Origin of the sequence: Levilactobacillus mulengensis (genome assembly GCF_003946045.1) — a bacterium.
Classification (GTDB): Bacteria; Bacillota; Bacilli; order Lactobacillales; family Lactobacillaceae; genus Levilactobacillus; species Levilactobacillus mulengensis.
The window spans coordinates 201,592-215,930 of record NZ_RHNW01000004.1; the positions used below are offsets into that span (position 1 = coordinate 201,592).

Below are 14,339 nucleotides of genomic sequence, written 5' to 3' on the forward strand. Positions count from 1 at the left end.
GGCCGAGACTACGCCTGCATTTGTGAAAATGATGATTGACGATGTATTTTCAAGCCCGTATAATAGCTAACAACAACCAAATAGTCCTTTTAAGTTAGTCCCGTGAGGCTAATAAAGGTCCGGTAGAATTCACTGTTTAAGCGAAACTGTGAGCTAGCGGCCTGACTCCTTGCGGGATCCGGCCGCTTTTTTCATGGCCGGCTGGTTGAAATGAAAACATTGGAGGAGTTTTTTTATGGCACAGATTTATGTCGCAAGTCCGTTTTTTAGTCCCGAACAGGTGGATCGGGTCAAACGCCTAGAAGCCGCTTTAGCTGCTAATCCGACGGTGACCGATTACTACTCACCCCGGTTACACCAAGATGCTGCCAACGAACAGTTCACGAAACCGTGGGCCACGGAAATTTTCCACCGGGACATGAGCCAAATCGAAGCCGCAGACGTCATCGTGACGGTGATCGACTTTGAAGCCAAAAACTTAGACTCCGGGACCGCCTACGAGTTGGGTGTGGCAACGATGAGTAAGAAGCCCATCCTGGCCTTACAGGAAAAGGACGAGGCGGTCAACTTGATGATTACCGAGAGCCTGCACTGGTATACCAAGAACGTGGATGACTTCAAGAGCTATGACTTTAACGAAATGGCCAAGGGCGAGTTCGTCGGCGAAATCCTTTAAACCAAGTTGACTGGTCTTTGACAGAGCCTCCGGACAGGTGAAAATGAGGCCGGGACGCTGTGGGCGCGCGCCTGGAGCCGAAGAGCGGTCTCCAGGCTGAGCTCATTTTCACCAGTCCTGCGGCTGAGACTGGTTTAGCCCGAGAATTGGATTAGCTTTTAGAATTTGGGCTTTATTGTCTCTTCTAATGACGGATTTAACCGGAATATGAGGACTGTCTGAAATCAGCAATTCGGCCAGTTCTTAAATGGCGGTTCTTAGTCACCAATTATTCTTATTACTAAGCGTCATTATGTATAAAATTTAAAATATTGGTGTGGTAAAAGTCGGGGCCTTCAGATGATCTGGTGGCTTAATCATTGCCAGTCACCAATTATTTGGAGGTTCCACCTGAGCCGAACCAAGCGAAAGGTGAGGAACCATGGCACAAGAGGTTAAAACAGTTGCTAGCACCCAGAAGACGCCCAGCTTTGGGCGGGTCGAGGCCATTCCATTGGCTCATCGGCGGATGTCTAATTGGGATTTATTTGCGACTTGGATTGGCGCTAACGCCAATAACGGAACGTGGTACATCGGTGGAGTCATCGCGGCCTGTGGTTTTGTCACGGCTTCGACGACTCTGGTGATTGTCGGCCTGATTTCCTATGCCCTGCTGGCGGTTGCCAGTTACATGGGATATTGCACCGGCGTACCAGCCATGGCGCTCACTCGCGCTTCATTTGGCTTGCGGGGGAGTCTGATTCCCTCTGCAATTAATGTGATTCAATTCATCGGCTGGGCGGCCGTGAATACGTTTATCGCCGCCACGTCGATCAGCTATATTTTTGGCGAGCTCTTTGGCTGGCCCCTGTATGGCAAGCCAGGCGGGACCTTTGGCCTGATTGTCGGCATTCTAATCATGAGTGTGCTGCATTTATTAAGTATTTCCTTGGGCGCGCGGTCAGTTCAATTGATTGAACGGGGCGGCATCGTCCTGGTCGTCATATTCGTGCTGTGGGAATCCGTCGTGGTTTTCCGGACGGTCTCCTTTCACGAAATTTTGGCGTGGCAAGCGCCAACGAGTCTCCAGATGTCTTCGGGGATGGCGGCCGATACGCTAGCTGCCTTTAACTTGGCGTGGGTCACGGCGGCCTCGGACTTTAGTCGCTTCACGGCCAAGAAGTCTGCGGCAACTACGGCGTCATTTCTGGGAGCCAACGTGGGATTATTCTGGTTTGCCTTCATTGGCTTATTTGCCACGATTGGCACGGCGGTCTCGCTAAACCATTTCGACCCCAATAATTCGGACCCTAGTACGGTTGCGGCTAAATTGGGACTGGGCGTGATTGCCCTGTTGGTCATCGTGCTCACGAGCACCACGGCCAATGCCGTCAACTTAATGTCGGCGGGCTCGGCCCTGACCAACATGACGCACCGGCTGTCGTTGAACGTGAGTCTGTGGTTGGTGACGATTGCGGCCACGTTAGTCACGTTCATTCCGGTGTACCTGGCCAGCTTCCTGGATGTGTTCGAGACCTTCTTAGATGGTATTGGCATGTTCCTCGGACCAGAAATTGCCGTGTTCTTAGTGGATTATTTTTTCTTGAAACGCAAGGACTACCGCTTAGGCGAGTTCACCAAGATTCGGGGGGCCTACTGGTATGCCCATGGGGTGAACTGGGTGGCGGTCGCCAGTTGGGTGCTCGGCGTTGTCGCATACTGGGGCTTGAAGCAGGTGCCAGTGATTGCGACCACGGTCGGGGCAACGTTCCTGGCAATGGCCATCACGGCGGTCATTTACTGGGCCGGGATGCGGCTAACCCAGAAACAATCGATTCACGCGTAAACTTAACAGCCTAGTGGTGGGGCAGTGCCTCACAAACGGTGAACTAGGCCAATCAAACAACTAAGCTAACGCCCGTCAGTCCTTTGTTGGCGGGCGTTTTGAAATATTCCGCTAACAGAAAACGCCTCATCCAAAGTGCCGTTAGGGCAAGTGGATGAGGCGTTTTTAAACGTTGCTGATTAGTATTGTTGAAACTAGTGCGCCAGTCCAAAGAGACGGTACGGGTCAACCAATGTCAGTGACCAGAGGCGGATCAAGGTGACCAGCTGTGTCGCTGGTCTAGGCTGGGTACCAGCCTAGACCAGGGGGCGACCTTTGAGACCGGTTTTGGGGCTCAAAGTCGAGGTGGAAGACCGGGCTTCAGTCTGGAACCGACCCCATAGCAGGCCACCTTGAATCCGCCGGCGGGAACGAGCTTAGTTGCGTTGTACCAGTCTATTTTACAAGCCAATCACTGATGGAAGGCCAGCTTTCCCGGTTGATGATCAACCGGGGCGTTTCATTCAGATTAGTCTGACTGGAAACAATGCCGGAATCCAAGGTCGCGACCCAGTCCAAGTCCTGTTGGGCCAGGAAGTTGTTGATTTGGCGCGTTCCACCACCGTAAGGGTAGGCGAAAGACGTGGCTGTTACGCCGGTGTGTTCCTTTAATTCCGTGACCGAAGTGGCAAAGTCCTTTTGGAATTTACCGAAAGTGTGGGGTTCCAGGAAAACCGGTTGCATCTTACTGTCTAAATAGTGCATGTTGTGGGTGTGTAACCCCAGGGTCATCAGGTGCCCGGCTTCGTCTTGGGCGCCCTTGATCTGAGACCAGGTGGCCATTTGACTGCCTTCCCGGTAGCGGCCGGTGTTCCCCGTAATCACGAAGGTTGTGAACGGGAAGTTGTAGTGGCGCATGACGGGGATGGCGTTGTCAATCACGCTGCGGTCGATATCATCGAAGGTCAGGACCACGTATTTTCCCTTGACTGGGCGGTGTGACTGCACCATCCGGGTCATGGTTGCGGCTGAGATGACCTTGACGTGATGTTTCTTTAAGAAGGCCATCTGCTTGGCAAACGCACTCGCAGGCACGTTGAATTCGTGAAGCTGCGAGTTGTTAGACAGCTTTTGGGCGATTTCCGTGGACATCGAATCCTTTAAGACCCGGTGATAACAGAAGACCATGATACCGTTCTTCATTTTTTCATAGCGGGCAGGCAGGGCGTAGCTTTCTTCTGTCTGATGTTGCTTGGCGGCTTGGCGGTCATAGGTCCAGCCCAGGGTAAAAACCAGGGTCAGGAGCAAGACGACCAGTAGGCCTTGGCGGATGTGACGGCTCATGAACGGGCCTCCTTCGTCAGTTGATGCCACCGCCAACCGCAGTATACGGGGACGATGAGCAGTAGGATACCAATCAAAATCAAGAGACTATTGTTGGCGTGGGGCTGCAGGTTGAGCACCAGGTACAGGCTGACTAGGCCATCGCTGTACCACCCCAGGCTAAAGCTGATGTTGGCAAAAACGACCAGGGCCACGAAAACCCACAGGACAATTAACAGGATGGCCCGGATAACGCGACTCGTGCGGCTCGTTTTGTGGCGAATAACTGGATCAAAATTTTGTAATTTCATATTTTATAACCCCCGGTCTGGACTACGCCAGGTCCCCTTGCGTTGCGGACTAACGAAGTAAGATGCGATAGCGGACAGACAGCTGACCAGATTGACCATCCAGTAGTAGAGCACGTAAATGGGCACTAGCAGTAGTTCTGGGCCAGCGAGTCGCGCGGTCATTTGGGAAGCCAGAAAGCCGACGGTAAATTGAATACCGCTCAGACACAGCAGAATGATCAGCAAGTTGCCATCTAGTGATAAATCGTGCAAGAACAGCAATTTAATGCTGTAAATCAGGACACTGAGTGCCGTGGAAATGGCCCACAGGTTGCTGACAACGGTCTCTAATAGCAGGAAACGTTGGCCCCAAGGATTACGGTAGAAGCCACGCCAGTTAGTTACCAGAACTTCCAAACCACCCCGTGACCACCGCTGGCGTTGCTTCAATAGTCCCCGTAAACGTTCAGGAACCAGAATCCAGCACATCGCGCGTGGTTCGTAGGCAACGCGCCAGTGGTGACGGTACATCCGCCAGGTGATATCAATATCTTCGGTCATGACGGCCGGATTCCAGCCGCCCACATCCTCTAAGGCCGCGCGGCGAAAGGCCACGATGACCCCAGAAACGGTGGTAATCGAACCGGTCAGGTAGGCCTGGGCCTTCTTGATGAGGTCGATCACGCCGATGTATTCCAACAGTTGGAGGCGACTCAGTAAGTTGGAGCGATTACGAACGACGGGCTTCCCGGTCACGGCACCGTAATCGGGCTGTGAGGTCAGCGTGGTCATCAGTTGCGTAACGGCGTCGGGTGCCAGTAAACTATCGGCATCGATGCCGATGATGTAGTCTCCCTTAGCGGCCTTAAGCCCTTCGTTTAGGGCATTCGCCTTGCCTTGATTGACGGGCAAAGCCACAATGGTGATGGCGATGTTAGCCCATTGTTGTTTCAATTCTGCCATAACACTTAGCGTATTATCGCTGCTACAGTCGTCGATGAGTACCAGCTCGTATCGTTCATAGTTTAATTCTGCTAAAGAACGGACGGCGGCTTGTAGAGTCTCCGCTTCGTTGTGGGATGGGACTAGGATCGAGACGAAAGGTGCCGTCTTCTCGTTTAAGAGAGTTCGGGACTGACGTCGGCGAAATAGCCCAGAAAACAGACAACCCGTGATCCAAATGATGGAAACAAAGATTGGATACCCGATCACGAAAGCGGCATTTAGCTTGTTAAACCACATAACTTATTATTCTCCCCTAGAATTTAACCTTATTAATTAGCGGCTATCAGCATACCACAGCTAGGGATTGAAAATAAAGGTTAAAATGAAAAATGACGAAATCCTAACCTTTCATAAATTAAATTTTGAAAGCTGCCGGTTGCGAGCGGTGTTGAACACTAGTTACCGGTCGCCGTGGTAAAATATAGGTGGAATTGAAAGAGAAAGGGTGAGCAAAATGATGCAGGAAATGCCGATTCTACCATTGATTGAACGGCTGACTGAGGGCGAGAGCGTGACGTTGTCCACGGACAAGGGCCAAGACGTCCGCGTTTCACCAGAAGTCGTTGCCGGTCAACTCACGGGAAACTTTGTCAGCACGATCCTCCCAGGCATTCGTTACGACGATGCCCGGATTATTCTGAAAGAAACTTTAGCGAAATTTGATGAACAGGGCGTTACTGTGACCAGTATCGATTAGATTTATCCGTGATTGCCCCTGAGTCGGTGGGAGAGTATTCCCGCGGCTCAGGGGCTTTCGCCATATTAAGTACAAGGGGGAGAGCGCGTTGAAAATTGATTTTGCCATTTTAAATGATCGCGCTATTTTAAAAATTCGGTTACTAACGTTTATTCGGGATCATCATGGGGCCTTTAGCCTAACGGACTTCGCCACGTTGGTCGACCTGAGTTATTCGCGGGCCTACCACGTTGTCTTGAGCTTGCGAGAAGACTTAACGGCCTTGGATCAAACGGCGGTGCTGACGAAGGATACGTTGGTCACCACTGTCAGCATGGATACCTACCGTCACTGGTTGTATCAACAGAGTATTCCGTACCAGGCCTTGCTAGCAACGCTTAGGCAACCGGATTTGTCACTGCAAGCCTTCTGTCAGGAACACGGCATCAGTTCGTCAACCTTTAACCGGCAAATGCGGCCGCTGCGTGACGAGCTGTCCCAGTATAATTTGCAGATGGCGGTCAAGCCGATGGGGATGACCGGCAACGAGGCGTTGATTCAGCTGTTTTATTTCATGGTGTTGACGTCAACGTTGACACCAATCACGGAGCTGCCTAGGTTGTCTGAGGACCTGCAACCGCTGGAAACGGCCATTGCGCGGACCTACACGACGTCGGGGCTGTATCAGGACTCGCCTAGTCTGCAACGTCGCCGGGAACTGATGATGACCGTCGCGCTTCTGCGATTGGGTCAGGGCCACCGTTATCGCAAATTACGCTTGCCGCTGGGGCATCTGACGGACTTACGGCCACTGGCGGAGCTCTTCCAGGAAAGATTGGGGGACACGCCGCTGCAGGCCTTGACCGAGTTGGCCACGCTAGATTACTTGGTGACCAGTTCGCCTTATTTTGTCCGGGCTTTGCGACCGGCCGCCTTGGCGCGACTTTATCGGGGCCTCCGGCAAAGTCACGGGGATTATCAGTTAGCACCCGGGATTGCGACGCTGGCTGATTTTGCGACCGGGAAAAATTGGTTCGCCAATTGGCTATTCTCACTATGTCAATTTATGTTGCTGTTCCGCGTTGACCCGTTGCTGCGACCAGAAATCACCGCGCTGTATCAACCAACGCCGACCTCAACGGCTGCGGCCCGCGAGATTGCTAAGGAAATGGGCAAACTCTATCCCGGCCAAGTTGGCCCCATGGACCTGCGGCTGGTGCAGAAATTTTTAAGTAAGTACACGAACGGCCTGACCCTGACGGCCGCCAAGGTGGAAATCTTGGTGACCTACGACATGATCGGCGTGACCACCGACATCTTTAATCGCTTGCTGAGCGGGGTGGTCCACCTGAGTCTGCTAACGAACGAGACCCGGATTGATCCGGATGACCGGGATAAATATCTGGTCGTCTATGGCGTTGACCCGTTGGCCAAGGAGTTTGCGGAGCAACATCAGGTGGAGGCGTTTCATTGGGTCAAGGAGCTGGCCTATGGGGAGAACTTGGACCGGCTGATTCGGAAGCTGCGGCACCACGAGCTGTCCATCTTCGCCCTCAACTTCGACAACCGCCCAGAATGACGGTGTTGGTCTTTGTATTCGCCTCCGGGCTGGTGAAAATGGGCCTGGTCGTGTCCGCTCCCGCCGGCGCGCTCAAGGGGCCCTGCTATGGGGTCGGTTCCAGCCTGAGAAGCGGGCTTCCACCTCAACTTTGAGCCAAAAGGCGGTCTCAAAGGTTGCCCCGTGGGCTAGGCTGGGAAATTACCCCAGCCAAGACCACCGACACAGCCGGGCGCCTTGGCGCGCCTCTGGTCACTTCTGCGACTGGCCCAGTTTCACCAGCCCTGCGGCTAACATCGACTGAGCCCAGTCATTGTGCGGTAGTTGGTTTCTTGTGGCCAGATTGCGTTGGTATGGAGTGTCTATAACACACAAGTTACATTGGCAACTTCAGTATCTTTTTACAATTTGACCTATTTTGCTACTTTAATGAGAGTAAATTGATTTAATTCTTGAATCTGTAGGCAGCTAATTGGTGGGCTAGTGGCAACGGTCGTGCCGTTTAATTCTATTGACCAAGAAAGATTTTACGCAGTCAACTGAGTTTACCTAAACCAAGGGCCTGGGAGCAAAACCGGGCCCTTTTGTTAGGCCATTTTATCTGGGCGAAACGTGGAACAACAGGCAGCCGGTTCCGCTTAAACCCGATGACCAAACAATCCAAGACCAGGGTTATTCGGTTATCAGCCTTAATGCTCGCCAGCTAACCGCCCGTTGTCCCACTCTTTTTTACGTCGTATCAGAATTCACCAAAATGCGGTAGAATAGGAGTCAATTAGTAACGGGAGGTGGCGCCATGACGCCAGCAGCATTTAGTACGGGACGGGTCCAGGTCAACAAAACCATCGATGAGCTTCGGCGGATGGGGAAGGCGGCGCGGATGCAGGTGCCGTTTGAACAGTTAGGGTCCTACACGCCAACGGATCGGGATAGCAATCAGATGATGGACCGTATTCGCCAGCTTTTGATTCCGGAACTCTTACCGGAACGGACGCAGCGGATGGGGGCCTCAGCGTTTGCCTTTTTCCGGGGGACGGCCGAACTGATGGAAGCCGATTTGAGTGCCCAGCCGGATTCCACGATTGCGACCTTTATTTGTGGGGATGCACACATCGGGAACTTCGGGTTTTATGCGTCTCCAGAACGCCGATTGTTATTTGATCTGAACGACTTTGACGAGGCGGGTATCAACCCGTGGGAGTGGGATTTGAAACGCCTGCTGGTGAGTGTATTACTGGCGGGGCAAGCCAACGATTTCAAGGATAAAAAATTAAAGCAACTCTTGCCAATGGTGGCGGCTAGTTACCGCAAGAGCATCAAGCAGATGTTTGCGCAAACCACGCTGAACCGCTTTTACCCCATGAATGAAGTGGAGAAGCTGGTGCAGGCGAGTGCGTTGGACGAGGACAGTTCCAAACTACTGACGTCCATCGTGGGTCGTGCCAACAAGCGGGACTCCGAGCAAGTGGTCCGTAAGTTTACGACGCTCGATGTGCGGGGCAACCTGTGTTTTCGGGAAAATGCCCCACGGACGACCCACGTGGCCGATGACTTCACGAGCCACATTGCGGCTTACTTCTCTGCTTACCGCCAAACGTTGCGCCCCGACGTGAACCTCCTACTGTCGCAGTATCACATCACGGATGTGGTTCGGCACAGTGTGGGTGTCGGTAGTTTTGGCTCGCGGTGTTACCTGGTCTTGTTGACCAGCATCGATGGGTCACACCTGGTTCTCCAGGTGAAGGAAGCCTTGCCAACGCGGCGCAAAGGGAGCCAACAAGCCACCCACATCACGGTGGCCCTGGAACAAACGGAAGGCGAACGAATCGTCGACTGTCAAAAGATTTTACAGTCCGCCTCTGATCCCTTCCTGGGGTATTTCGCCGGCGCCGAACAGAGCTTCTACGTGCGGCAATTCCGAGATATGAAGGAATCTGTCGACTTAACGCAGTTAGACTGGGACCAATTCCAAACGTACGCCAACACCTGCGCCTGGACACTAGCCATTGCACACTGCCAAAGCCCAACCGCAGCCATGATTCGCGGCTACCTAGGCAACGGCAAGCAGTTCGACGAGTCCCTGGCAGATTTCGCCTGGGCATACGCGGAGCAGGTCCAAAAGGATTACCAATCTTTCGTTAGTTACCGTCTGGCATAATCGTCCACCACGATGCTGTGGTGCGTGGTATAATGTAAGCGGATACATTACTGATATAGGTGCATCTAACTGCATTGGGATCCCCACAGTTTTGGGAATTCTTCCAATCAACAGTCATAGGTTTATCGGTAAATGAGCCATTTGATGAGTGCAATATGCTGGTTAGTTTTTAGGTCAGTGAGAATGAGCGGTCAATGTGAGTGACCAGAGGCGGGTCAAGGTGCTTAGCTGTGTCGGTGTTCTTAACTGAGTGATCTTCTCAGTTTAGAACATGGGACGGCCTTGGAGACTCGCGGTCTTTAGCGAGGCTTCAAGACGAGGTGGAAGACCGTCCCGCAGGCTGGAACCGTGCCCCACAGCAGGGCACCTTGAACCCGCTGACGGGAACGGACAGCACCACCCTCTATTTTTACTGTCCTGTGGAACGAAAGTCAGCATCTATTAAGAAAACCATCAAATGTGGAGAAGGAAGTGGGGAGTATGGCGAATCAGGAACAGCTGCAGCAGCTAACGCAAATCTACAGCTTAGTCACGCAGTGTTATAATCAACCGCTAACGGGGCTGGCGGTGAATCTGCCGCAGTGTCAGTTGATGAGTTACGTAGCGGCCGAGCATTTGTCCGTGGCGCAGGTGGCCCAGAGATTGGGCTTCTCGGCAACGCGCACGTCAAATCTAGTCGTCGACCTATGTAAACGCGGTTACTTGAAACAGCGAGTGGCGCCGAATGATCGACGTCGGCGGTACTTGGGCCTGACCAAGCTAGGGGAAGAGAAGCTCGCACTGATCGAGCAGCAGTTGCCCGAGATTCTTGACCAAACGTTGACGGAACTACGTGGCACCACGCGTGAGTTTGGCTAATTTACATAGAGAAAAATCGGTAGACCCGCGTGGGCTTACCGATTTTTTGTTTGTTCGTGAAGTTGTTGCGCCTGACGATGGGTCCAGCTGTCTGCCAGCAGGCCACTGAGCATAACGACGAGTAAGCCACCGGCACCGAGTCCGGTGAGGCCAACGACGACCGGACTTAATTGCCAAGTGAGGAGGGCGGCCAATCCGGCTAATACCAGAATGGCAATAAAGATTGGCGCAAGAATTTCAATAAATACTTTGGTATTTGACATCAAGGTCACCACTTTCTGAAAATTTCTTTGAAAGATTATTATCGACCAAGACTCGTGAAAATACAAGAAAATTTGGTATTTTAGGGATTATTATTTTAATGGGTAATATAAATTTAAAGTTAGGCTCAGTTAAAAAAGGCTTTACAATCGCCGGCCAGCCAGTATAATAGTGGGATATCATAGAGATAGGGGAGTTGAAAAACATGACAGACAACGTTTCAACGAAGACCAGCTTGACTGGTTACGCGAACGGCCCGTCATTACAAGAAATTAATGGGACCGTGACGATTCCAAAGGAAAAAGGCTTCTTAAAGAACCTCCTGGCCTTCTCTGGTCCAGGGGCGTTAGTTGCCGTGGGTTACATGGATCCGGGGAACTGGGTGACCTCAATCGGTGGGGGTGCACAGTACGGTTACCTGTTAATGTCCGTCATCTTGATTTCGAGTTTAATCGCGATGCTATTGCAATACATGGCGGCTAAACTGGGCATTGTGACGCAGATGGACTTGGCCCAAGCGACACGGGCCCATACCACTAAACGCATCGGTGCCGTTTTGTGGGTCATGACAGAACTAGCGATTATGGCAACGGATATTGCGGAAGTTATCGGGGGCGCAATCGCCTTGCAACTGTTGTTTGGAGTTCCCCTGATTCTCGGGGTTTCCTTGACCGTTTTTGACGTTTTATTACTATTGTTATTAACTAAGCTGGGTTTCCGTAAAATTGAAGCAATCGTCTTATGCCTGATTACGGTGATTCTGGTGGTCTTCGCCTACGAAGTCATCATTGCCCAGCCCAACATGGGCGCGGCCGTTGCCAACTTCATTCCTCGCCCAGAAATTGTGCATCCGGGGCAATTGACGATGGCCTTAGGGATTGTGGGGGCAACCGTGATGCCACATAACCTGTATTTACATTCTTCCATTTCACAGACCCGGAAGTTTGACCGGGAAGACCCGGCTGAAATGGCGCGGGCCGTGAAATTCACGACTTGGGATTCTAACATTCAATTATTTGGCGCGTTTGTGATCAACTGTCTGTTACTTTTGCTGGGGGCAGCGATGTTCTTTGGCAAGGGGACGGATCAGTTGGGGACGTTCGGTAACCTGTACGCGGCTTTACAGGATAACCATCTGGCGGGCGCCGTGGCGTCACCCGTCTTATCCACGCTGTTTGCGGTGGCCTTACTGGCTTCCGGGCAGAACTCCACGATTACGGGAACGCTAACGGGACAAGTCATCATGGAAGGCTTCATTAATATGAAGATTCCGTTGTGGGTCCGGCGATTGGTTACCCGGTTGATTTCCGTGGTGCCTGTGATTATCGCGACCGTCTTCTACGGCGGGAGCGAACGCGCGCTGGATAACCTGCTGGTGAACTCACAGGTCTTCCTGTCGATTGCGCTGCCGTTCTCAATGATTCCGTTGACCATCTTTACCTCCTCCAAGAAGATCATGGGGGAACAGTGGGTCAACAAACGCTGGGTGACGGTACTGGCGTGGACTTGTACGATTGTTTTAACGATTCTCAATATCCAAATTGTACTGACCACGATTAAGGACTTATTTTAGAGCCTTCTTAGCGCCTGATGGGTAAAACCGCAGCCGTCTATTGACTTTTCGGTGCGCGCCCGGTATCATCAAGGGCATAAGCTAAGAAACAGTTCAGTAGTGAGGGCGGCTCCGGTCAAGAGATCTGACGGTGCTGAGAGTCAGAACGTCCGTGTTCACGAATTACGCTGTGGAGCGGCCGGATTTTCCGGCGGGTCATTCCGTTAACGATGGCGAGCGGTTGTCGATTGACAACAACTTGGGTGGTAACGCGGATTTTAATTCGTCCCTGATGGCATTAGCCATTGGGGACTTTTTTTATGTTGTAGCTAATTTAGGAGGAACGAAATATGTCGATTATTGATGAATTGAAATGGCGCGGCGCCATTAACCAACAGACTGATGAAAATGGTTTAGGCGACTTGGTCAACGAAAAGGCCGTTGGTCTGTACGCAGGGATTGACCCAACCGGGGACTCCATGCACATTGGTCACTTGATTCCCTTCATGATTTTGAAACGATTCCAATTAGCCGGTCACCGGCCATACATCGTGATTGGTGGGGCCACCGGGTCAATCGGTGATCCTTCAGGTAAGAAGGCTGAACGGGTCTTACAAACCATGGACCAAGTTCGCCACAATCAAGACTGCTTGACGAAGCAGATGGAACACCTCTTCGGTCAAGACGGGTCCTTCAAAATTGTGAACAACTATGACTGGCTTTCAAAGGTTTCCTTATTAGACTTCTTGCGCGATTACGGGAAGCTGTTCAACGTGAACAACATGTTAAATAAGGAAGTTGTCGCTTCACGGCTTGAAGTCGGGATTTCTTACACGGAATTCACTTACCAAATCTTGCAATCCATCGACTTCCTTCATTTGTACCAAGCAGAAGATGTTCAACTGCAAATTGGTGGGGCTGACCAGTGGGGAAACATCACGGCCGGTATTGATCTCATCCATAAGCAAGAGGGTGCAGATGCCAAGGCTTACGGTTTAACGATTCCATTACTGTTGAAGGCTGATGGAACCAAATTTGGGAAGTCCGAAGGCGGCAATATCTGGTTAGACCCAGAAAAGACCTCACCTTACGAGTTCTACCAATTCTGGATCAACACGGATGACCGGGATGTCGTGAAGTTCTTGAAGTACTTTACGTTCCTGAGCCAAGATGAAATCAAAGAACTGGAAGACGCGGTTGCGACGCATCCAGAAAAGCGTTTGGCCCAAACCCGTTTGGCTGAAGAAGTCACGGCGTTTGTTCACGGTGAAGACGCGGTTGCGGAAGCCCAACACATTACCAAGGCCCTCTTCTCTGGGGATGTTGCTGACCTGACGGCTAGTGAAATCGAACAAGGTTTCAAGAAGATGCCTTCCGTCACGGTTAACGCTGATCAGAAGAACATCGTTGAATGGTTAGTTGATGACACGAAGATTGAATCCTCTCGCCGTCAAGCACGGGAAGACTTAACTAACGGTGCCATTCGCATCAATGGTGAAAAGGTCACGGCAACGGATATCGATATTGATCCAACCAGTGCCTTTGATGGTAAGTTTGTGATCGTTCGTCGGGGCAAGAAGCGTTACTTCTTGGTTCGAGTTGAAGCTTAATTGCTAAAATAATGAAGCACGCGCAGTCGATTGGATTGCGCGTGCTTTTTTGTCGTCAAAATAAAGACGAACGGTCGCTAGTCGAAAATCAGGAAACACACGGCCGTCAGGTAACTATTTGGAAGCTTTCAATCATAAGATATGCCTTTGAAAAAAGATCGTTTTATTTTCAGTTTTTAGTTGACGGGGTGGGCTGTGGTTGGTATAGTTATATACGTTGTCACGGCGATTAACCAACTAGACCAATTTAAATGATTGAAAATAGTTGTTGACAAGCATGACGACAAAATGATATATTAATTAAGTTGCTTCGTTGGAAGCAGCCATCAACGAGAAACGTTGTTAAATCAAACTTCTTGTTGACATCAAATCAGTTAAATGATATGATGATTAAGTTGTCTGCGGGAGCAGATAACTGGTAGACCTTTGAAAACTGAACATTGTTTCGACAAACCAAATATGTGTAGGGCGGTTTGATACTTGGTATCAAACCCAAACAATATTTGCGAAGTCAATTCGCTTTTATAACAAATAAAGTAACAACAATCGATGAGCTATTCAAGCATCA

At 51.1% G+C, this 14,339-nt stretch carries 12 protein-coding genes and 1 other annotated feature; of the genes, 8 read left to right on the forward strand and 4 right to left on the reverse strand.

Annotated elements, in window-relative coordinates; all coding sequences use genetic code 11:
* The first annotated feature begins 235 nt into the window (after positions 1-235).
* A complete protein-coding gene (locus tag EKM84_RS06155; RefSeq protein WP_125764774.1) occupies positions 236-676 on the forward strand; it encodes a nucleoside 2-deoxyribosyltransferase in 441 nt (146 codons plus the stop codon).
* Positions 677-1,097: 421 nt separating this feature from the next.
* Positions 1,098-2,501, forward strand: a complete 1,404-nt coding sequence (locus tag EKM84_RS06160; protein WP_125764776.1) for a cytosine permease — start codon at positions 1,098-1,100, stop codon at positions 2,499-2,501.
* A 435-nt stretch (positions 2,502-2,936) separates the two neighbouring features.
* Here EKM84_RS06160 and EKM84_RS06165 read toward each other — a convergent pair whose 3' ends face one another.
* Genes EKM84_RS06165 through EKM84_RS06175 form a run of 3 tightly spaced genes read right to left on the reverse strand, consistent with a single transcriptional unit; the run spans position 2,937 to position 5,335 of the window.
* Complete coding sequence (locus tag EKM84_RS06165; protein WP_125764778.1) at positions 2,937-3,824, reverse strand: polysaccharide deacetylase family protein; 888 nt, start codon at positions 3,822-3,824, stop codon at positions 2,937-2,939.
* Positions 3,821-4,114, reverse strand: coding sequence for a hypothetical protein (locus tag EKM84_RS06170; protein ID WP_125764780.1), 294 nt, complete (start codon positions 4,112-4,114; stop codon positions 3,821-3,823). Before EKM84_RS06170 ends, EKM84_RS06165 begins: the two co-directional genes overlap by 4 nt.
* Positions 4,115-4,117: 3 nt before the next feature.
* Complete coding sequence (locus EKM84_RS06175) at positions 4,118-5,335, reverse strand: glycosyltransferase (RefSeq protein ID WP_125764782.1); 1,218 nt, start codon at positions 5,333-5,335, stop codon at positions 4,118-4,120.
* Between the two features lie 217 nt (positions 5,336-5,552).
* Between EKM84_RS06175 and EKM84_RS06180 the strand changes: the two genes are divergently transcribed.
* The 4 genes from EKM84_RS06180 to EKM84_RS06195 all read left to right on the forward strand — a co-directional run bounded on the left by EKM84_RS06180 (position 5,553) and on the right by EKM84_RS06195 (position 10,348).
* Positions 5,553-5,795: a hypothetical protein gene (locus EKM84_RS06180; RefSeq protein ID WP_125764784.1), complete on the forward strand. Its 243-nt coding sequence runs from the start codon at positions 5,553-5,555 to the stop codon at positions 5,793-5,795.
* An 88-nt stretch (positions 5,796-5,883) separates the two neighbouring features.
* On the forward strand, positions 5,884-7,353 hold the full coding sequence (locus EKM84_RS06185) for a helix-turn-helix domain-containing protein (protein ID WP_125764786.1): 1,470 nt from the start codon (positions 5,884-5,886) through the stop codon (positions 7,351-7,353).
* Between the two features lie 775 nt (positions 7,354-8,128).
* Complete coding sequence (locus EKM84_RS06190) at positions 8,129-9,490, forward strand: DUF2252 domain-containing protein (RefSeq protein ID WP_125764788.1); 1,362 nt, start codon at positions 8,129-8,131, stop codon at positions 9,488-9,490.
* Between the two features lie 480 nt (positions 9,491-9,970).
* On the forward strand, positions 9,971-10,348 hold the full coding sequence (locus EKM84_RS06195; protein ID WP_125764790.1) for a MarR family winged helix-turn-helix transcriptional regulator: 378 nt from the start codon (positions 9,971-9,973) through the stop codon (positions 10,346-10,348).
* Between the two features lie 35 nt (positions 10,349-10,383).
* On the opposite strand, the gene EKM84_RS06200 is transcribed toward EKM84_RS06195, so the two are convergent.
* Entirely contained in the window at positions 10,384-10,611 is a 228-nt protein-coding gene (locus EKM84_RS06200; protein ID WP_125764792.1) for a hypothetical protein, read from the reverse strand.
* Between the two features lie 203 nt (positions 10,612-10,814).
* Between EKM84_RS06200 and EKM84_RS06205 the strand changes: the two genes are divergently transcribed.
* Together EKM84_RS06205 and tyrS are read left to right on the forward strand one after the other, a co-directional pair.
* On the forward strand, positions 10,815-12,182 hold the full coding sequence (locus EKM84_RS06205; protein WP_125764794.1) for an Nramp family divalent metal transporter: 1,368 nt from the start codon (positions 10,815-10,817) through the stop codon (positions 12,180-12,182).
* Positions 12,183-12,256: 74 nt separating this feature from the next.
* Positions 12,257-12,455 (forward strand) — a binding site (T-box leader).
* A gap of 56 nt (positions 12,456-12,511) precedes the next feature.
* Complete coding sequence (tyrS, locus tag EKM84_RS06210; RefSeq protein ID WP_125764797.1) at positions 12,512-13,771, forward strand: tyrosine--tRNA ligase; 1,260 nt, start codon at positions 12,512-12,514, stop codon at positions 13,769-13,771.
* The last annotated feature ends 568 nt before the right edge of the window (positions 13,772-14,339 follow it).

What these genes read in the sequence shown, in the direction of transcription:
- EKM84_RS06180 (WP_125764784.1), top strand. Translation starts at nt 5,553, where the DNA reads ATGATGCAGGAAATGCCGATTCTACCATTGATTGAACGGCTGACTGAG.
- EKM84_RS06155 (WP_125764774.1), top strand. Translation starts at nt 236, where the DNA reads ATGGCACAGATTTATGTCGCAAGTCCGTTTTTTAGTCCCGAACAGGTG.
- EKM84_RS06175 (WP_125764782.1), bottom strand. Translation starts at nt 5,335, where the DNA reads ATGTGGTTTAACAAGCTAAATGCCGCTTTCGTGATCGGGTATCCAATC.
- EKM84_RS06205 (WP_125764794.1), top strand. Translation starts at nt 10,815, where the DNA reads ATGACAGACAACGTTTCAACGAAGACCAGCTTGACTGGTTACGCGAAC.
- EKM84_RS06195 (WP_125764790.1), top strand. Translation starts at nt 9,971, where the DNA reads ATGGCGAATCAGGAACAGCTGCAGCAGCTAACGCAAATCTACAGCTTA.
- EKM84_RS06190 (WP_125764788.1), top strand. Translation starts at nt 8,129, where the DNA reads ATGACGCCAGCAGCATTTAGTACGGGACGGGTCCAGGTCAACAAAACC.
- EKM84_RS06200 (WP_125764792.1), bottom strand. Translation starts at nt 10,611, where the DNA reads ATGTCAAATACCAAAGTATTTATTGAAATTCTTGCGCCAATCTTTATT.
- EKM84_RS06170 (WP_125764780.1), bottom strand. Translation starts at nt 4,114, where the DNA reads ATGAAATTACAAAATTTTGATCCAGTTATTCGCCACAAAACGAGCCGC.
- tyrS (WP_125764797.1), top strand. Translation starts at nt 12,512, where the DNA reads ATGTCGATTATTGATGAATTGAAATGGCGCGGCGCCATTAACCAACAG.
- EKM84_RS06160 (WP_125764776.1), top strand. Translation starts at nt 1,098, where the DNA reads ATGGCACAAGAGGTTAAAACAGTTGCTAGCACCCAGAAGACGCCCAGC.
- EKM84_RS06165 (WP_125764778.1), bottom strand. Translation starts at nt 3,824, where the DNA reads ATGAGCCGTCACATCCGCCAAGGCCTACTGGTCGTCTTGCTCCTGACC.